This window comes from Mycetocola sp., assembly GCF_025464835.1.
Lineage (GTDB): Bacteria > Actinomycetota > Actinomycetes > Actinomycetales > Microbacteriaceae > Mycetocola_A.
This window is the reverse complement of record NZ_JAODMP010000087.1, coordinates 1-18,946: the sequence shown is the minus strand read 5'-3', so window position 1 is coordinate 18,946 and position 18,946 is coordinate 1. Positions and strand designations below refer to the sequence as shown.

At 65.9% G+C, this 18,946-nt stretch carries 16 protein-coding genes; 8 read left to right on the top strand and 8 right to left on the bottom strand.

Features of this window, described 5'->3' with window-relative positions:
• The 4 genes from JWP90_RS10890 to pip form a co-directional block, all read right to left on the bottom strand.
• Window positions 1-444 (bottom strand): adenylyltransferase/cytidyltransferase family protein (locus JWP90_RS10890; protein WP_297363810.1); only part of this gene is annotated, 444 nt, incomplete at its 3' end.
• Window positions 444-1,961, bottom strand: a complete 1,518-nt coding sequence (locus tag JWP90_RS10885; protein WP_297363807.1) for a sugar transferase — start codon at window positions 1,959-1,961, stop codon at window positions 444-446. The genes JWP90_RS10885 and JWP90_RS10890, both read right to left, overlap by 1 nt.
• A gap of 376 nt (window positions 1,962-2,337) precedes the next feature.
• Window positions 2,338-3,225: a neutral zinc metallopeptidase gene (locus tag JWP90_RS10880; RefSeq protein WP_297363804.1), complete on the bottom strand. Its 888-nt coding sequence runs from the start codon at window positions 3,223-3,225 to the stop codon at window positions 2,338-2,340.
• Between the two features lie 62 nt (window positions 3,226-3,287).
• Window positions 3,288-4,244, bottom strand: coding sequence for a prolyl aminopeptidase (gene pip, locus JWP90_RS10875; protein WP_297363801.1), 957 nt, complete (start codon window positions 4,242-4,244; stop codon window positions 3,288-3,290).
• Window positions 4,245-4,321: 77 nt separating this feature from the next.
• On the opposite strand from pip, the gene JWP90_RS10870 reads away from it, so the two are divergent.
• From JWP90_RS10870 to JWP90_RS10860, 3 genes are read left to right on the top strand one after another with little or no spacing between them, the layout of a single operon-like run.
• A complete protein-coding gene (locus JWP90_RS10870; protein ID WP_297363799.1) occupies window positions 4,322-5,308 on the top strand; it encodes a malate dehydrogenase in 987 nt (328 codons plus the stop codon).
• Between the two features lie 33 nt (window positions 5,309-5,341).
• Complete coding sequence (locus JWP90_RS10865; protein ID WP_297363796.1) at window positions 5,342-6,346, top strand: aldo/keto reductase family protein; 1,005 nt, start codon at window positions 5,342-5,344, stop codon at window positions 6,344-6,346.
• Window positions 6,347-6,377: 31 nt separating this feature from the next.
• Window positions 6,378-7,043, top strand: coding sequence for an NAD(P)H-binding protein (locus tag JWP90_RS10860; RefSeq protein ID WP_297363793.1), 666 nt, complete (start codon window positions 6,378-6,380; stop codon window positions 7,041-7,043).
• A gap of 219 nt (window positions 7,044-7,262) precedes the next feature.
• Here JWP90_RS10860 and JWP90_RS10855 read toward each other — a convergent pair whose 3' ends face one another.
• The 4 genes from JWP90_RS10855 to JWP90_RS10840 all read right to left on the bottom strand — a co-directional run bounded on the left by JWP90_RS10855 (window position 7,263) and on the right by JWP90_RS10840 (window position 13,315).
• Complete coding sequence (locus tag JWP90_RS10855) at window positions 7,263-9,380, bottom strand: acyl-CoA dehydrogenase (RefSeq protein ID WP_297363790.1); 2,118 nt, start codon at window positions 9,378-9,380, stop codon at window positions 7,263-7,265.
• 458 nt (window positions 9,381-9,838) lie between these two features.
• A complete protein-coding gene (recQ, locus tag JWP90_RS10850) occupies window positions 9,839-11,689 on the bottom strand; it encodes a DNA helicase RecQ (protein WP_367182712.1) in 1,851 nt (616 codons plus the stop codon).
• Between the two features lie 109 nt (window positions 11,690-11,798).
• The gene (locus JWP90_RS10845; protein WP_297363787.1) at window positions 11,799-12,515 is read right to left on the bottom strand and encodes a copper resistance CopC family protein; all 717 of its coding nucleotides are present in this window, start codon (window positions 12,513-12,515) and stop codon (window positions 11,799-11,801) included.
• 203 nt (window positions 12,516-12,718) lie between these two features.
• Window positions 12,719-13,315, bottom strand: coding sequence for a hypothetical protein (locus JWP90_RS10840; protein WP_297363784.1), 597 nt, complete (start codon window positions 13,313-13,315; stop codon window positions 12,719-12,721).
• A 76-nt stretch (window positions 13,316-13,391) separates the two neighbouring features.
• On the opposite strand from JWP90_RS10840, the gene JWP90_RS10835 reads away from it, so the two are divergent.
• From JWP90_RS10835 to JWP90_RS10815, 5 genes are all read left to right on the top strand, one after another.
• Window positions 13,392-14,324 (top strand): EamA family transporter, encoded by a 933-nt coding sequence (locus JWP90_RS10835; protein WP_297363781.1) that lies wholly within the window; start codon window positions 13,392-13,394, stop codon window positions 14,322-14,324.
• Window positions 14,325-14,401: 77 nt separating this feature from the next.
• The gene (locus tag JWP90_RS10830; RefSeq protein ID WP_297363778.1) at window positions 14,402-14,722 is read left to right on the top strand and encodes a GNAT family N-acetyltransferase; all 321 of its coding nucleotides are present in this window, start codon (window positions 14,402-14,404) and stop codon (window positions 14,720-14,722) included.
• Window positions 14,719-15,675 carry a pirin family protein gene (locus JWP90_RS10825; protein ID WP_297363775.1) on the top strand — a complete coding sequence of 319 codons (957 nt, stop codon included), beginning with the start codon at window positions 14,719-14,721 and terminating at the stop codon, window positions 15,673-15,675. Before JWP90_RS10830 ends, JWP90_RS10825 begins: the two co-directional genes overlap by 4 nt.
• Window positions 15,676-15,902: 227 nt before the next feature.
• Window positions 15,903-16,370, top strand: coding sequence for an ATP-binding cassette domain-containing protein (locus JWP90_RS10820; RefSeq protein ID WP_297363771.1), 468 nt, complete (start codon window positions 15,903-15,905; stop codon window positions 16,368-16,370).
• A gap of 237 nt (window positions 16,371-16,607) precedes the next feature.
• Window positions 16,608-18,746 carry an intein-containing Rv2578c family radical SAM protein gene (locus JWP90_RS10815; RefSeq protein WP_297363768.1) on the top strand — a complete coding sequence of 713 codons (2,139 nt, stop codon included), beginning with the start codon at window positions 16,608-16,610 and terminating at the stop codon, window positions 18,744-18,746.
• The last annotated feature ends 200 nt before the right edge of the window (window positions 18,747-18,946 follow it).

The window sequence follows — 18,946 nt, the reverse complement described above, 5'->3', positions numbered from 1 at the left end:
TTCTGCCAGGAGGTCAAGAGCCGTGAGAGCGCGTCTCAGCTGGGTGCTGGAGGTGTGAACGGTGTATGGGAAGTACACAACGTCGACACCGACCGTCGCGAACCGCTTCTCCCAGTAGTTGCCTTTTTCGGTGCCCCGCCAGTCGTCGCCCTTGAAGAAGGCGTTGAATCGGAAGCGCCCCCATGTCAGGAGTTTGTCTACTTCGGTTTCCATGACGGCTTCATCGACGAAGCGGATGTTCCGCACGATCTCGAGACGTTCAGCGAGCGGCACGACGGGCGTCATGCCCTTGCTCTCCTGCAGCATCTCGTCCGACGCGACGCCGGCAATCAAATAGTCGCAGTGGCTGCGAGCATGTTTGAGGATGTTCAGGTGCCCGACGTGGAAGAGGTCGAAAGCGCCCGAGGCGTAGCCGACCTTGTACCTGGGTGTGGTGTTGGACATCAGTACGCTCCTACGGGGTGAATCAATACTCGGAAGGTCCGCCAAATGATCATGAGGTCGCCGGTGAACGACCAGTTCTCGACGTAGTAGAGGTCGAGGCGCACGCTTTCCTCCCAGTCGAGGTCAGAGCGCCCGTTCACCTGCCACATCCCGGTCAGCCCTGGCTTGATGTACAGGCGGCGCCGTACGTGGCCTTCATAGTCGGCGACCTCACGGGGCAGAGGGGGCCGTGGCCCGACGACGCTCATGTCGCCGAGGAAGATGTTCAACAGCTGCGGCAGCTCATCAAGCGAATAGGTTCGGAGGAACTTCCCCACACGGGTCACGCGGGGATCCTGTTTCATCTTGAATAGCACCCCTGAGCCCTCGTTCTTCTCCAGCAGGGCGGCGAGGTCGTCTTCGGCGGTCTGCACCATCGACCGGAACTTGAGCATCCGGAAGCTGTCGCCGCCACGGCCGACCCGCTCCTGGCTGAAGAGCACGGGGCCTGGACTTTCGCTCTTGATCGCCAGTGCGATGACGGCCATGACCGGCAGGAGCGCAATCAAGGCGATTCCGGAGATGATCACGTCGAGCACCCGCTTGAGGGTGTGCTTCGGACCGTCATAACTGGGCAGTTCCACGTGCATGAGGGGCAACCCCTCCACCGGGCGGAAGTGAATCCGGGGGCCAGCCACGTTGGTGAGCTTCGAGGCCACAACGAGCTCGGCTCCGGTCGACTCCAGTTCCCAACCCAGATCACGAATGTATGTCGACTCGCTGGCATATCCACCCGCCACGATCACGGTGTCCGCGCCGATGTCCTTGGCGACAAGTGCGACGTTGTCTGGCGTCGTCACGACGGGGACAATACTTTTGCCCTCGACAATCGGGGCGGTGTCGTTGCCGCACAACGCCGCCCCGACGATGGCGTACGCGGCTCCGCTGTTGCGGTGGATGCGACGGATGACATAACCGACGTCCGCACGGTCGCCGACGACAAGGGCACGACTCAGGTAATTCCCGAACCGCCTCTGGTTGGTCAGCCACCGCCTCCATGACCACCGGCCGAACACGAGTGCGGCCGTGCCGAGCGGTAAGGCGATGAGGAAGAAACCGCGGGGAATGTCAACGTCGAGAAGGAGAAGGGCGAGGGCCAGCAAGCCGAACGCGACAGCACTCGCTCGCACCACCCGCTTGTATTCGGCCGCTCCGACGCCGAGCTCGCGACTTTCGCGTGTGCGACAGAGCCCGAGGGCACCGACCCAGCAAAGCGCCGTCAACAGTGCGATGATCCACTCGTTGACGGCTATACCGGCAACGCCGCTGAACAGGCTCTCGGTGCCGAACCGAAGAACGGCGCTGGCACCCACTGCGACCGCGATGACTGCGCAATCGGTGAGAAGTAACTTGCCGCGATAGCGCCGAGTCCAAGTGATGCCAGGAGTCGTGACGGCATGGCGTCCGCGTTCCCGAATTCCGAGGGAGACATCGCGCAGGACGTCAAGCGGCGTTGGGTGGCGTTCGACGCTCGTCATGATCGACCCCGCGACAACTTCATGGCCAGTTCCTCAACGCCCGCAAGCGCCGACCTCGTGGACGAGACCGACGTACGGACTGGTATGTGATGAATCCTCAGTTTGGTGGTAACAGAGTATTCCTCACGTTTAGGCGTCGCGCTCCCCCCTTAGGGTTACAGCGGAGTCCTATTCGGGGTATCGAGAGGTCCTCGTCGCGCGGCCGCCCGAGCACACCGAAGCAGGACGGAGACGCCCGTTGCCGGTGGATGGCAGCACTCGTCGACGAAAGCCGTTGGGGGCTTCCCGCGCACGACGAGGGCAGTATCGGGCATCCCGTGCTGACCCGCGCGCGAGGGTTTCAGCGGCGTCCAGGGGCGCCGCTCAGCGAGGGGTCTTAGAGCTGAGCCCCGTCCACACCGAAGGTGTCACAGCTCGCAGCGCCGCCCTCGTGCCCGGTGCTGAACCAGCGCTGCCGCTGCTCGCTCGAGCCGTGGGTCCACGCTTCTGCGTCAACTTCCTGGCCTGAGCCCTGTTGAATGCGGTCATCGCCGACGGCGGCTGCGGCGTCGAGCGCATCTGTCACCTGCGCGCGTGTCGGCGGCTCCAGGAACTTGGTACCACTGGCGTCATCGGTTTCGGATGCGGCGGCGACCCACGCACCGGCGAAGCAGTCTGCCTGCAGTTCGATCCGGACCGAGCCGGAGTCAGCGCCGGTGCCTGTGCGGTCGGCCTGGCCCATGATCCCTGAGATGTTCTGGATGTGGTGGCCCCATTCGTGCGCGGCGATGTACATCTGCGCGAGCGTTCCGCCTGTCGTGTCGAACGGGGGCTCGCGGAGTTGCTGGAAAAACGTGGTGTCGATGTAGATGGTCTGGTCAGGCGGGCAGTAGAAGGGGCCTGTCGCACTGGACGCCGCGCCGCAACCAGTCGTCGTCGACTGGTCGAAGAGAATGAAGCTCGGTGTGACGTATTCATTGCCGGCGACCGACGGATAGGCCTCTGCCCAGAAGTCCTCAATCGACGCGGCCGCTCCCTTCATGAGGCAGTCGACGCTTGCGTTTGCATCCTCACCGGTCTGACACTCGGTGATCGCCTCGTCAGGCCCCGTCGGCCCTGACTGCGCTCCGCCGCCTACCAGGCCGCCGATGTCTACGCCGGTCAGCTGCGAGACGACGAACACAACGATCACGCCAACGATGCCCACCCCGCCGCCGACCGCCGCACCACGACCTCGACGCTTCACGTTGCCACCGGAGATGTCGGAGTTGGGATTGAAAGTCACGAGGCCAATTTATCCGTCAGTCTCGCGGCAGACCACCACATTGCGCTTGCTGGCTCTGACGGCTATGAAGCGAACCGGTCGGTCGCTTCGAGCAGCGCGTCGAGGATCCCCGGCTCGTCAAACGCGTGACCAGCGTCCGGGATCATTCGGAGTTGCGCGTGCGGCATGACCTCGGCGAGCGCCCAGGCCGTCATCGGCGGGGTGCACATGTCATAGCGTCCCTGCACAATGACGGTGGGGATGTCGGCGAGCCGACCGGCATCCCTGATCAGTTGACCGTCCTCCCACCAACCGCCGTGAACGAAGTAGTGGTTTTCGATGCGGGCGAATGCCAGAGCGTAACTCGGCTCGGTGAATCGGGCGATCACGTCAGGTCTCGGCAGCAGGGTGATCGTTGAGGATTCCCAGCGGGACCACTCGATCGCCGCCGCGGCGTGGACCACGGGGTCCGGATCGTGAAGCAACGTCGAGTAGGCGCGGATGAGATGGCCTCGCTGCTCGACCGGGACCGGCGCTAGGAAGTGCTCCCACAGGTCGGGGAACACCGCGGCGGCGCCCCCCTCGTAAAACCAGTCGAGCTCTGCCTTGCGGAGGGTGAAGATACCGCGGAGGACCAGCTCGCGCACCCGGTCCGGGTGGGTCTCGGCGTAGGCGAGGGCGAGCGCACTCCCCCACGAGCCGCCGAAGATCTGCCAGGTGTCGACCCCGAGATGCCCGCGGAGCTTCTCGATGTCGGCGACCAGGTGCCAGGTGGTGTTTGCCGACAGGTCGTACTCCGCCGCACTCGCGTGTGGTGTGCTCCTCCCGCAGCCCCGCTGGTCGAAAAGGACGATCCGGTATCTGGCTGGGTCGAACAACCGGCGGTGATCGGCACTTGAACCGCCACCGGGGCCACCGTGCAGGAAGACCACGGGCTTTCCGTCGGGGTTCCCGCAGGTCTCCCAGTAGATGGCCTGACCGTCGCCGACATCGAGGAGCCCGGCGTCGTACGGTTCGATCTCGGGGTACATACGTCGCATTCTCTGACGGTACTCCTCCGGTTCCGTCCCGTCTGCAGCGCGCGTAGGCTGTCTGCACCAAGGCCGAGGGAGTTTCCATGACTGCGACCACTCTGGCAACCGTGACCCTTACCGGTGCTGGCGGGCAGATCGGCTACGCTCTTCTGTTCCGCCTCGTGTCAGGACAACTGCTCGGGCCGGGCACCAGGATCCGGCTGAACCTCCTTGAGATCCCCGCCGGGCTGGCCGCTGCCGAAGGAGCTGCGCTCGAACTGCAGGATGCCGCGTTCCCGCTCCTCGACACCGTCACCGTGACCGACAGCGCGTCGAACGCTTTCGACGGCGCCAACGTCGCGCTGCTGGTCGGTTCCCGGCCGCGCGGGCCGGGGATGGAGCGCGCCGACCTGCTCGCGGCGAACGGGGCAATCTTCGGACCGCAGGGCGCTGCGCTCAACGCCGGCGCAGCATCCGACATCCGCGTCGTCGTGGTGGGCAACCCGGCGAACACGAACGCCCTGATCGCGTCAGCGCATGCCCCAGACATTCCCCGGGAACGTTTCACGGCGCTGACCCGGCTCGACCACAACCGGGCGATCGGGCTCCTCGCCGCGAAACTCGCGGTACCGGCAGGCGAGATCGACGGCGTGAGTATCTGGGGGAACCACTCGGCCACCCAGTATCCCGACGTGTCACACGCGACAGCGGCTGGACGGCCGGTGAGCGAACTCCTCGACGACGCGTGGATCCGCGAGGAGTTCATCCCGCGGGTCGCGAACCGCGGAGCTGAGATCATTGAGGTCCGCGGCTCGAGTTCGGTTGGGTCTGCGGCGAGCGCCACACTCGACCACGTGTACGACTGGGTGAACGGCGACCGCGGTCGCTGGACGAGCGTCGCCCTGCCTTCCGACGGCAGCTATGGCGTCCCGGACGGACTGGTCTCGTCGTTCCCGGCCCAAAGCATCGACGGCGACTGGCGGATTGTGCAGGGACTCGACATCGACCCCTTCTCCCGCGAGCGGATCGATGCATCGGTGCGTGAACTTGCCACAGAACGCGAGCAGGTGCAAGGACTAGGGATTATTTAACCCGCACCGGGGTTTCGGGCATAGCGTGGCGGCATGGACTATCGCTACCTTGGCAACTCCGGCCTCAAGATCACCGAAATCACCTACGGCAACTGGCTCACCCACGGCTCCCAGGTCGAGAATGACGCCGCCCGCGCGTGCGTGTCCGCCGCGCTCGAAAGCGGAATCACCACCTTCGACACGGCTGACGCCTACGCGAACACCGCCGCGGAAACCGTGCTCGGCGAGGCGCTCGCCTCAGAACGGCGCGAGTCACTCGAAATCTTCACGAAGGTGTACTGGCCCACCGGCCCGAAAGGCGCCAACGATTCCGGGTTGAGCCGCAAACACATCCTTGAGTCGATCAACGGTTCTCTGTCGCGGCTCGGCACGGATTACGTCGACCTCTACCAGGCACACCGATACGACGCTGAGACACCGCTGGAGGAGACCATGCAGGCGTTCGCCGACGTGGTCCGCCAGGGCAAGGCACTGTACATCGGCGTCTCCGAGTGGGACGCCGACCAGCTCCGCCGCGGCAGCGCGCTCGCGAAGGAACTCGGTATCTCGCTCATCTCGAACCAGCCGCAGTACTCCATGCTCTGGCGCGTGATCGAGGAAGAGGTGGTGCCGGCATCCCGCGAACTCGGCATCTCACAGATCGTCTGGTCACCGGTCGCGCAAGGCATTCTCACGGGCAAGTACCTGCCGGGGAAACCACTGCCGGAGGGCAGCCGTGCCACCGACGAGAAGGGCGGGGCTGATGCTGTTCAGCGTTTCCTTCGGGATGACGTCCTCACCGCTGTGCAGAATCTGAAGCCGATCGCGGACGAGCAGGGGCTGACCCTCGCGCAGCTCGCGATTGCCTGGGTGCTCGCGAACGACAACGTGGCATCCGCCATCATCGGCGCATCCCGCCCGGAACAGGTCCGCGACAACGCGAAGGCAGCAGGCGTGACGCTCGCGGCCGACACTCTCGCACGCATCGACGACGTGCTCGGAACAATCCCTGAGACCGATCCCCGCAAGACGGTCTCCCCCGAGAAGCGACCATCCTGAGCGAGAACGACAGAGAGCGGAAGGTGGACAGATGAGCCGCATCGTCCTGATCGGTGGGCACGGCAAGATCAGCCGCCTGCTCACTCCCCTGCTGATCGCGAACGGTGACGAGGTCGTCAGCATGTTCCGAAACCCGGAGCACCGTGGCGCTATCGAAGCCCTCGGTGCTGAGGCGTTCGTCTGTGACGTCGAGACGGCATCCGTTTCTGACCTGTCGGCCGCCATGACGGGAGCAGATGCCGTCGTGTTCGCCGCTGGCGCCGGTCCGGGTTCCGGCGCGGCCCGCAAGCACACCGTCGACTTCGAGGGTTCGGTGAAGTCGGCCGCCGCGGCTGAGGAGGCGGGGGTGGCCCGATTCGTGCAGGTCTCGGCGATCGGCGTCGACGAAGGGCCCGACCCCGAAGCCGACGAGGTCTGGACCGCCTACGTCGAGGCGAAGCGCGACGCAGACGCGGCACTGCGGCGAAGCGGGTTGGCGTGGACGATTCTGCGACCGGGAGCACTGACCGACGACGAACCGACGGGGCTGGTGGAGCTAGCCGAACACACGGAACGCGACTCGATTTCCCGCGCCGACGTGGCTGCTGTCATCGCGGCTGTGCTCACCTTCCCTGAGACGGCCGGTCATGCCTGGGATCTCATCTCGGGGGAGACGCCCATCCCCGCGGCAATCGCGGCGGCGGTTTCCGCGGGCTGAACGGGCTGAGCGGCCCCTGCGGCGCATATCTCCGCCAGATCACCGAAGGCACCTTGACGGTCAGCGAACAGACGCGGCCGGAAGCCCCGGGTGTTGAAGCCTGGCGGAGTTATGCGTCACAGGCGACTCCGCAGGGCAGCAGCAGAGCGCACGGCACCGGCAGCGCACGCTAGAGCCGCCGGTCGCGGAGGCTGGCGAAGTGACCGCGCGAAACCGCGCCTACCTTGTGTTCTTCGGGTGATTCAAGGCGTCGAAGGCGGACTTCTGGGCTTTTTCATCGACGGGGGCGTTCCCCGACGCCCGGAGCTCAGCGAAGTACGCCGCCGCTTCCTCCTGTCGTTCCGCTTCGATGCCCGACGCGATCGGCGCACGGAGATGCTCCTGGGTGTAGCCAAATGCGCCTACCAGGTCAACGGCGTGCGGGCGGAGACGAGCAAGAAGCCGATCGATGTAGGCGGTCACGGACTGAGCGCGCTGGCCGGACAGCCTGCCGTGGATGAGATACCAGGCAAGGTGCTTCTCAATCAGCCCGAAACCGAACAGGTCCCGCAGCCAGGTCAGGACCTTCTTCGTGCCCGGGTCGGAGATCGTCGCGAGGGCTTCGGTGAACGCCTCCCACTGCAGCAATTCGGCGTGGGCGATCGCCGCTTCGATGAGCTCGTTCTGGTTGTCGTTGAAGAGCGCTGCCGCTTCGGCCTTCGAGAGTTTGTTGGCTGCGCGAAGGCGGCCGGCGATCGTGGCGATCATGGTCTCGACACGGTCGGTCAGCAGCTCGCGCTGCGCCTGCTCATCCTGGAGACGACCGACCGAGCGCGCCGTTGAACCGAAATCGGCTACGGTCTGGGCGAGCGACCGCAACCCCGTGCCGTTCACGACCTTGCCGCGAGCCTGCTCCGCGGCGAATCGGGCGAGCGTCGTGGCATCCGCGTTCTTGAACCGCTTGCCATAGTCGCCGAGCAGTCGCTTGCCGACCAGCTGGAGCAGCACGTTGTTGTCGCCCTCGAAGGTGGCGTAGACGTCCAGGTCGGCACGGAGGCTGGTGAGCCGGTTCTCGACCATGAAGCCCGCACCCCCGCACGCTTCCCGCGCCTCCTGCAACGTCTCGAGGACATGCCAGGTCGACAGCGACTTGAGCGCCGCGGCCAGGGTTTCGAGGTCCTGCCGGTCCTCTTCGGTGTCTCTTTTGCCACTGAACACTCCGTCGAACTTGACGAGCAGCTCGTCGTGGGCGAAGTTCTGCGCGTATGTGGTGGCGAGCTTCGGCAGCAGGCGGCGCTGGTGGCGCTGGTAGTCGAGGATCACCTCTTCCTGCACATCGCTCGCCGCGTTGAACTGGCGGCGCTGGCTGCCGTAGGTGATCGCGATCTGCAGGGCGACGGCGGATGCCGCGACCGCGGCTCCGTCAAGCGAAACACGTCCCTGGACGAGCGTCCCGAGCATGGTGAAGAAGCGTCGGCCAGGGCTCGCGATCGGTGACGTGTACGTGCCGTCGGGGGCGACGTCTCCGTACCGGTTGAGAAGGTTCGTGCGCGGGATGCGCACCTTCGTGAAATGCAGCCGGCCGTTGTCGATGCCGTTCAGTCCGCCCTTGATTCCGTCGTCTTCGCCGCCGACGCCGGGGAGGAAGTTGCCTTCGTCGTCGCGAATGGGCACGTAGAAGCAGTGCACTCCGTGGTTCACACCGCGGGTGATGAGCTGGGCGAAGAGCGTTGCGACCTTGCCGTGCACGGCGGCGTTGCCGAGATAGTCCTTCCACGCCGCGCGGAACGGTGTGTGGATGACGAACTCTTCGGTGGCGGCATCGTAGGTCGCCGTCGTGGCGATCGATGCGACATCCGATCCGTGCCCGATCTCGGTCATCGCGAACGCGCCTGGCGTCTCAAGGCTCATGATGCCTGGGAGGAACTTCTCGTGGTGTTCCGTGGTGCCGAGGTGAAGGACAGCCGCTCCGAACAAACCCCATTGGACGCCGGACTTGATCTGCAGCGAAGGGTCGGCGGTAACGAGTTCTTCGAAACCGGCGATGTTGCCTCCGTGGTCCCCCATGCCGCCGAGCTGCTTCGGAAAGGCCCGGAGCACTTGGCCGTTGGCGACCAGCAACTGAAGCTGCCCGAAGACGGTGTCGCGGTGCTCAGCCATCGACTGCCCCTCGACGCGGTGGAATTCCCGCCTCGCCGTGAGCTCCCGCGCGGCTCGCCGCTGCTCGGGCCAGGAGCCGAGCAGTTTCTCGCTGAGTTCGGGAAGGAAGATCCGGATGCCATCAGTTGCCTGGTCACGGTCCTCATCGAGAACGTTGTCGTCGACCTCGGCGCCGGTGGAGAGGGATGTGTCAACCATGGGAGTTCCTTTGTCTTTCATCACTGAAGTACCTGTGCTTCCACGGTACGAGCGAGCGGGAGACCAGCGAAATACCCCGTCCCCTGGCTACAAGCGGGGTCGGGAGCGGGCCACGCTGGTTTGACGAAAGCTACAGAAGCACCGGCAGTTCTAGTGCCATAGTCGACAACACCGTTCGCGCCTCGGGCGGCCGCGAGCAATGGGTCGCGCCTCCCTTACCGCTGCCGCGATTAACCGCGTATGGTCGAGGGAACACAGCCGGCACAGCTGGCAGGCCAAAGGAGTACGGATGCCTAGTAAGTCACCTCAGAAGAACTCTTCAAAGAAGGAACCAGCGAAGTCCCTGAAGGAGAAGCGCGCCGACAAGAAGGCGAAGGGTGAGGACAAGGCCCGCAAGGGCTGAATACCCCATCAGACATGGCGCTGCGCCGATCTTCGGGTCGGGGCAGCGCCTCTCTTTAACCCGTTTGACGCGCCGCTACGGTCTCGAGAATCGCAGCGCCGTAGCTGGAGCGTTTTTTCTCGCCGATGCCGCTGATGCCGGCGAGGTCATCCAGCGACCGTGGCCGAGCTGTCGCGATCGCTCGCAGCGTTGCGTCGCCGAACACGATGTAGGCGGGCACACCCTGCTCCTTTGCCTCGGCCGCACGCCACCCGCGAAGGGCTTCGAAGAGTTCCGCGTCTGCGGGGGCGAGATCCGCGACGGCCGCTCTCTTCGCTGCTCCCGCCGAAGCCCGCCGTTCAGGCTCATTGCGCATCGGCACAGTCAGCCCGCCGGACAGCACGTCGGCGCTGCCGTCGGTGAGGCCGAGCGTTCCATATTCGCCACGCGTGGCGAGCAGCCGCTTGGCGAGCAGCTGACGAACCACCCCCCGCCACTGCTGCTCGGTGAGGTCGGCTCCGATCCCCCATGTGGCGATCGTCTCATGCGACCACTGGGCGGTTCGCGCCGTTGCCTTGCCCCGGAGGATATCGATGAGGTGCCCTGCACCGAACTCCTGGTTGCGTTCGCGCTTCAGCCGAACGATCGTCGACAGAAGTTTCTGTGCCGGGATGGTGCCATCCCAGACCTCGGGCGGGTCAAGGCAGGTATCGCAATTGCCGCACGGTTCGGAGGGTTGGCCGAAGTAGCTGAGCAGGTTGCGGCGACGGCATTCGACGGTCTCACAGAGCGCGAGCATGGCGTCGAGATGCGCGGACATGCGCCTGCGGTGGGCCAGGTCGCCTGGCGAATCGTCGATCATCCGCCGCAGCTGGACGACGTCCTGCAGCCCGTATGCGAGCCAGGCGACGGATGGTTCGCCGTCTCGGCCTGCTCGCCCGGTCTCCTGGTAGTACCCTTCGACGCTCTTGGGCAGGTCGACGTGTGCGACGAAGCGGACGTCCGGCTTGTCGATGCCCATCCCGAAAGCGATGGTTGCGACGATCACGATTCCGTCTTCGCGGAGGAACCGTGACTGCGTTCTCTGGCGCAGCGACGCATCGAGACCGGCGTGGTACGGCAGGGCCGCGATGCCGTTTGCCTGCAGGTGCGCTGCCGTTTTCTCGACGGTGTTGCGGCTGAGCGCGTAGACGATACCTGCCTGCCCGGCGCCCTCTTTACGGATGAAGTCGACCAGTTGCTTTCGCGGCTCGTTCTTCGGGACGATCCGGTATTGGATGTTCGGCCGGTCGAAGCTGGCGACGAAGTGGCGGGCGTTCTGAAGGTGCAGCCGCTGGGTGATCTCGCGGTGCGTCGCATCCGTCGCTGTCGCGGTGAGCGCGATCCGTGGAACATCCGGCCAGCGCTCGGCGAGGTCGCCGAGGCTGAGGTAGTCGGGGCGGAAGTCGTGGCCCCATTGGGAGACACAGTGAGCCTCGTCGATCGCGAACAGGGCGATCCTGCCTTGAGCGAGGAAGCGTTTGGTGGACTCGGACCCGAGCCGTTCGGGAGCGACATAGAGAAGGTCGAGCTCGCCGGCGAGGTAGGCCTTCTCGACCCTGTCACGTTCCTCAGGCGACTGCGTGGAGTTGAGGAAGGCAGCGCTCACTCCGACAGCGAGGAGCGCGTCGACCTGGTCCTGCATGAGGGCGATGAGCGGCGAGATGACGACGCCGGTCCCCTCGCGCACAATCGACGGCACCTGGTAGCACAGGCTTTTCCCGCCGCCGGTGGGCATCAGCACGACGGCGTCGCCGCCGGCTACCACCTGATCGACGATCGCCTCCTGCTCGCCACGGAACGAGTCGAAACCGAAGACCCGTGAGAGCACCTCGGCCGCGGTGGGCCGGGCCCGGGTGATGGGGGCGGGAAGCGAGGCGGTTGTCACCTGACGAACGATAGCCTGAGCCGCCGACAACCGGCGAATTGGCTGCTCTGGCGCGCTGGGCGTCCTGGGAACCGCACGTGCGCCGGTTGCAGCGCACGCGCGGCTCGCATCAGAGTGCCGCAGGAGGGTCAGCGGGCCCGGACGCCGCTCCGGAACGTTCGGCGGACCGTGTCCGCGAGCGCACGACCACCAGCGCCACGCCCACAACCACGATGAGAACACCGAGGCCGACCCCGACCCAGAGGATGGCGGCCGCCGCGTTCGATGCATCGTCGGGCCCGGAGACCGGGGCGCTTGTCGCCTCGTCCGACGGCGCTGCGGGCGCCGCGGTCTCGTTGGGTGCCGGTGTCTCGGATGCGACGGGAGCCCCGCCACACGTCGGAGGAACCGCGAAGCCCTCGCCGAGTTCCTGTCCGTCAGCGGGCTGCCACGTGAACGTGATGTCACCGCCGCTGTCCGCGCTGGTGATGGGGTGCCCGTCCGCGGACACGACGCCCCACGCCACGGTGTATTCCCCTGCCTCTCCGAGCTGAACCGGCATGCTGATGCTCGCCCCTTCGACGGTCGCACACCCGTCGCCGTAGTAGATCTGCGCGGCGCCGGGGCCGCGCACCTGCAGGAAGGTTGTCGGACTGTCGGGCCCTGAGTCGAGCAGCGCGTCACTCGTGGTGACCACGAAGATGCCGGGCTGCTCGGTCACCACCGAGCCGGCTGCGGGAGTGGATGAGACGAAGGCGTTGTGGGCAAGCGCCGGGGCGCCACCGACGAGAGCGGCGAGCGCGATCCCGGCGACGCCGCCCAAAGCGATGAGTCTGCGGAGTTTCATGAGTTGGAGCCTTTCGAGATGGCTGGGGCGTTGGAGACGCCGTGAGGGGAATGCGCGCCGTTTCGGCGGGAATGCCGACGAGGACGGAACGGGAGGAAGTTCTGGGAGGGCTCCTCAGGAAAGAGGTGGTGTGAAGGACCGAAGGCGGGATCGGACGGATCGCCCAATCCGGAAGCGATAGGAACGCAGCCCGGGAAGGGCCGCTATGCGAAGAGGCAGGAGAGAAAGAACGGCGGGCCGCGCCGGTTCGCCGAAAACGGCAACAACGCCGTAGCCCCCTGGGGAGCAGGCAGCCAGCCGGGCTCCGGAGCTGCCGGCGTGGCCACCGGCAGGATACCCACCGTTGCGCTGAGGAACCCCGGAACCAGTCCGAGCGTTTCGGCGAAGGTGCGAAGCACTCGTTCGCCGTGTTGGAGCGCGGCAATGGTTCCCACGGCGGCGGCGGCGTGACCGAGCCACATCGCCGGGCCGGCGGACTCGTGGACGTGGCTGGCGGCATCCGTTGCGAGCACGACCATACCGTGGTGCCCGGTTTGGGTCGCCGTGCCCGATGTTGCCGGGAGAGCGGCGAACAGGGTGTGGAATGCGGCCTGGCTGGCGACGACGGCGAGGCCCAGGCGCACGGGGGTCGCACGGCCGGCGAGGGCGATGCAGACGGCGACCGCGAGGACCGATGCCACGGCGAGCGCCACAACACCTGGCGCCGCACCGGAGGCGGCGCCGTGGGAGAAGGCCGCCGCGAAGGTCGACACGGCGGCCGCGAGGACACCGCGTGCCACCCGAGCTCGTCGTGCCTGCATCTGTCCTCCTGTTGCTTCCACTGTACTTCGGAGCGGTCGCACAGACGGATCGGTCTGCGCCGCTACGCTGAACCCCATGCTCACCGCCATCATCGGACTCACCGGCGCGCTCATTTTCGGCGCAGCCGACTTTCTCGGCGGCCTGGCCTCCAAGCGCATCAGCCCGATCCGGGTGACCGCCCTCGCGGCCGCGGCCGGGCTGGTCGGGCTCCTGCTGGTCCTCGCCGTCGGATTCGGCACGTGGTCGGCCGACGCGGTGCTGTGGGGTGCCCTCTCCGGCGTGACCGGTGCCCTCGCGATTTCGCTCCTGTATGCCTGCCTCGCCATCGGGCCGATGAGCATCCTCTCTCCGCTCACCGCGGTTGTTTCAGCGATCGTGCCGATGACGTGGGGGCTGATGGGCGGAGAGCGCCTGGGCGTGATCGGTTACCTGGCACTCGGCCTGGCTCTCGTCGCCGTCGTCCTGGTGGGTTTCGTCCCAGAGAAGGGCGCGGTGCGGCCCAGCCTCAAGGGGATCCTCATGGCGGTCGGCTCCGGCGCGATGATCGGCACCTTCATGATTCTGATCGACCAGACCCCCGAGGATTCGGGGGTCGTTCCGCTCGTGATGAACCGTGCGGTCAACGCGGCGCTCATGTTCGCCACGGTCGGGGTTCTGTGGCTCGTGGGCCGCAGGGCAGCGAACGTGCGGGTCGCCGAATCGATAGAAGAGGACGCCGCGCAGGTCCTGCACCAGGCCACCCCCCACGGTTCGGCGCCGACCAGCACCGGCTGGAAGCCGGGCCTCGCCCTCGCCGTCGCCTGCGGCGTCGTCGACGCGCTCGCGAACGGACTCCTGCTGATCGGCATCCGTATCGGCGACCTCAGTGTGATGAGTGTGCTGACGGCGATGTATCCGGCGGGGACCATCCTTCTGGCAGCTGTCGTTCTGCGGGAGCGCATCGCCCCCGTGCAGTGGGTGGGGCTGGCTCTCGCCCTTCTCGCCGCCGGGATGCTGGCACTCACCTGAATCCATGCAGGAGAATAAAACCGGGCGAGAGTAGGTTGAGGAGGTAGGCAACTCTGCATAGTCGGGATGGAGCGGACATGTCGGATATCTCCACGGAGCAGGAACCTCGGCTGCTGCGCAACGCCGCGAGGAACCGGTATGAGATCTGGCTGGGCGAGTCCCGGGCAGGGGTCGCAACGTTCCGCGAGAGCGACACCCACGTCACCTTTCTGCACACCATCGTCGAGGACGCATTCGAGGGCAGGGGGCTGGGCTCGAGGCTCGCGGCCTTCGCACTGAAGGACACCGTGGAACGCGGAAAACGAATCGTGCCTGTGTGTCCTTTCATCGCCGAATATCTCGCCACCCACCACGACTTCGGCGAGCAGGTCGACACCCCGACGCGGGAGCGGTCATGACCCGGCTGGACGCTCCGGTCACCGAGAGCAACTGCCACCGCGTCGACCAGGAAGGGCCGGCCACCCGCCTGCTGGAGTCGCGCGAGGTCCCGCTTGGCGGCATCCGGGGAATCCTGGTGCATCGTTCTTTGCCGCAACGCGAGTTGCCGATGGTCGGCGCGTGGTGCTTCCTCGACCGATTCGATGACGAACAGTCGAACATGCGCGTGCTGCCGCACCCGCATACCGGCCTGCAGACGGTGACCTGGCCGATCGACGGCAGCATCCGGCACCGCGACAGCCTCGGCTCTGATGTTGCCGTTCAGCCCGGGGAGCTGAACATCATGACGAGCGGCCGCGGCATCTCGCACTCCGAGTTCTCGATCGGCGACGTCGCTTCCCCGTTGCGAGGGCTGCAGTTCTGGGTGGCGCTGCCGCGCGAGATGGCGGCCGCCGACCCGTTCTTCGAGCGGTTCACCGACCTTCCCGTCTACGAGACCGACGGCCTCACCGCGACCGTCCTCGTCGGCAGGCTCGGAGAGGCCGAGTCCGACGCCACGATTTTCACTCCGCTGATGGGAGCGGATGCCGCTCTCGACGCCGGCGCGCAGGTCAGCCTTCCGCTCGATCCCTCCTTCGAGTACGCAGTGATGGTGGTCTCTGGTTCACTGGATGTCGCCGGGCATCACCTTGGCAGCGGACCTCTCCTGTACCTGGGGATCGGGCGTGACGCACTCGACGTCTCGAGTGCCGACGGTGCACGCTTCGTCCTGCTCGGCGGGGCCCCATTCGGGGAGGAACTCATCATGTGGTGGAACTTCGTCGGCCGCAGCGACGGAGAGATCGTCACCGCCCGGGACGACTGGGAGCGCGGAAGCGACCGGTTCGGGCATGTCGACGGTCACGGCGGGGAACGCATCCCCGCTCCCCCGCTGCCCACCGTGCGCCTGACCCCACGCAGACGTCGCCCCTGAGCGTCTTCGGCCCTTGCGCAGAAAGCACGCCTCGATCACATTGAGAAAGCGGCTCGGCCGCCGTTCCCCGACTGATCAAAAGAGCACCCATGCGAAACAGCAGCACGCGGCTCCCGCTGACCGGCGCCGCGATCGGTGTCGGTCGCGGGCTCGTCTTCGCCGGCCTCGTAGCGTCCGCGGGGAAGATACGAATGCACTGATGGTCACGGCGTTCGCCGCTGACTGCCATGGCCGACCTGACACCCCTGCCCCTCAGTGTGCGCGAGGTGAGCATCCGGCCCGACGAACGCACCAGGAACACACCGGACGACGTCTCGTTCGACATCGCCGCAGGCGAGGTCGTGTTGCTGCTCAGCTCTTCGGGGAGCGGCAGATCGACCCTCGCCCTTGCACTCAACGGGCTCGTCCCGCATGCCATATCTGCGCGCCTGTCCGGCTCGCTTCATGCCCGCGGCGTCGACACCGTGGATGCCTCGGGGGCGCAGGTCTCCGAGAGAGTCGCGATGGTCTTCCAGGACCCGGATGCGCAGATCGCCACCGAGACGGTTACGAGACGTGTTCGGCCTGGAGAATCTGCAGGTGCCGGTCGACGGGATTCTCGCCCGCGCCGAGACATCCCTTCGCACTGCCGGGCTCTGGGAGCGCAGGGCGGAGAACCCGGAGCACCAGGTTCCGGAGAACACCGTCTGGGATGAGCTCACAGTACGGCCTGCGCCTGGCCGGCGGGCCAGATCCGGCAGGTGGGCAGAAGCGGCACCTCCCAGCCGGCACCGCTCTGTCGACACCGCTCTGTCGACACCGCTCTGGCCACGGGAGCCCCGGCGGTCGTAGTGACGAACCCACCAAGACCCCCGCAGAACCTCGCGTGAGGCCCCGCGGAGCCTTCCTGCCCCATTGCACCACCGCGTTCGAAGATATGTTCTAATGGACAGATGCGGTGGGACGGACAACAACTCGGCACAGAGGAGCCATCGGCGCTGCCCGGTCTGGCGAAGCTGAACAATCTTGTGCGCAGTGTGCAGACGCCCGAGTTTGCGGGTGTGACCTTCCACGAGGTGCTCGCCAAGTCGGCTCTCAACCGCGTGCCACGGCAATCGCAGATGCCGTTCGGGTGGACCATCAACCCGTACCGCGGATGCAGCCATGCCTGCGTCTACTGCCTCCACCCTGACACGCTCATTCTGATGGCCGACGGGCGCCAGAAGCCGCTGAAATCGGTGGCCGTCGGCGACAAAATCATGGGTACTCGGACTATCGGTGGCTCCCGTCGTTACGTCCCGACCACTGTGCTCGCGTCATGGACAACGGTTAAACGTGCCTACCGAATTACGCTGGCCGACGCCACGGAGATCGTCGCCAGCGGTGACCACCGTTTTCTGACGGAACGAGGCTGGAAATACGTCAAGCGAGCGGACGATGGAACACAGCGGCCTTACCTGACTCTCAACAACAAGCTCGTCGGTTTCGGCCTCCATGGCTTGACTGCTGCCACCAAGAACCCCGTCGACGACCCCGCATACCGCCGCGGATACCTGACTGGGATGGTTCGAGGAGATGGCGTGCTTCTCCGACGCAGCTATCAGCGGCCGAACGGACAACCGAATAACGTCAGCATGTTTCGGCTCGCACTCGCTGATGAAGAGGCGCTGAGCCGCACAAGGAACTACCTTGAGCTGGAGGGCATCGCGACGAGGCTACGACCATTCCGGGTGCCGGCGCACCGGCGCCCCATGAACGCTATTCACACGTCCCGAGCCGACCATTACGACCGGTTGAGCAAGATCGTGGCGTGGCCGGAGCATCCGGATGCTGCCTGGTACGCGGGTTACCTCGGTGGCATTTTCGATGCCGAGGGCAGTTGCACAAGAGGCATCCTTCGGATCTCCAACACAGACTCTGAGATCCACGGCACAACGAAGCAGGCGATGACCGAGCTCGGCATCAGATACGTTCACGAGCCGGGTTCCGCTCAGGGCGTCTCATCCATCCGGATCGTTGGCGGACCCGCGATGCGGTCGAAGTTTCTTGCTCTGGCTTCACCGGCGATCACTCGAAAGCTTGACCTCGTGGGTAGGGCGGTGAAATCAGACCCGAAGCTGCAGATCGTCGCCATCGACGACCTGGGGGAACACATCGACATGATCGATATCACCACAGGAACCGGCGACTTCATCGCCAACGGGGTCGTCAGCCACAACTGCTTTGCGCGCCCCACGCACACGTACCTCGACTTCAACGCCGGCGCAGATTTCGACAACCAGGTGGTCGTCAAGATCAACGTCGCCGACGTGCTCGCCACAGAGCTGGCGAAGCCGAGCTGGGGGCAATTCCCCGTTGCCCTCGGCACCAACACCGATCCCTATCAGCGGGCGGAGGGGCGCTACGCCCTCATGCCCGGCATCATCCAGGCACTTGCCCGGTCGGGCACTCCCCTCTCGATCCTGACCAAGGGCACCCTGCTGCGGCGTGACCTTCCGCTGCTTGCAGAGGTCGCACAGACCGTGCCTGTCGACCTGGCCATGTCGATCGCCATCTACGACGACGAGCTGCAGAAGTCGATCGAGCCGGGCACGCCATCGGCGAAGGCCCGTCTGGCGACGGTCACCGCGGTACGTGAAATGGGGCTCGACTGCAGCGTCTTCCTCATGCCGATCCTGCCGTACCTCACCGACACCAAGGCACACCTCGACGAAGCACTTCGCAGGGTGAAGGAGGCGGGAGGCACGAGTGTGCTGTTCACATCGCTGTATCTCAAGCCGGGCGTGAAGCCGTGGTTCATGCATTGGCTTGAGCGGCAGCATCCCGAACTGGTCCCGAAATACACCCTGCTCTACGCCCGCGGACAGTACGCCCCGAAGGAGTACCGAACCTGGCTCGCGGCGAGGATCTCTCCGCTCATCCGGGCGCACGGCCTGCAACGCGGCCGAGAGGATCCCTCGACAGGGGGCATCCGGTCGAAGGCGCTCGGGATGCTCCGCAACGATGCGGGCGATCGCGTCGCCTTCGGGAGCGATGACGGTTCTACGGGTGCCCGCATCCTGCCGGCGACGGAACAGCCCATGCTGTTCTAAAGCGAGGCATCGTCCCTGGCGCCGGCGGGTCAACGCGAAAACACCCGCCCCGGACGAAAGCATCCGGCGGAGCGGGTGTTCTCGTCCGGAACGGGTGTTCCGGTGCGGCTGAGCGTTAGCGCGTGAGCTTCGCGTTGGTCATTCGACCGGCGATCTCTTCCACGATCTCGTCGCCTGGGCGCGCGTGAACGTAGTCGGCC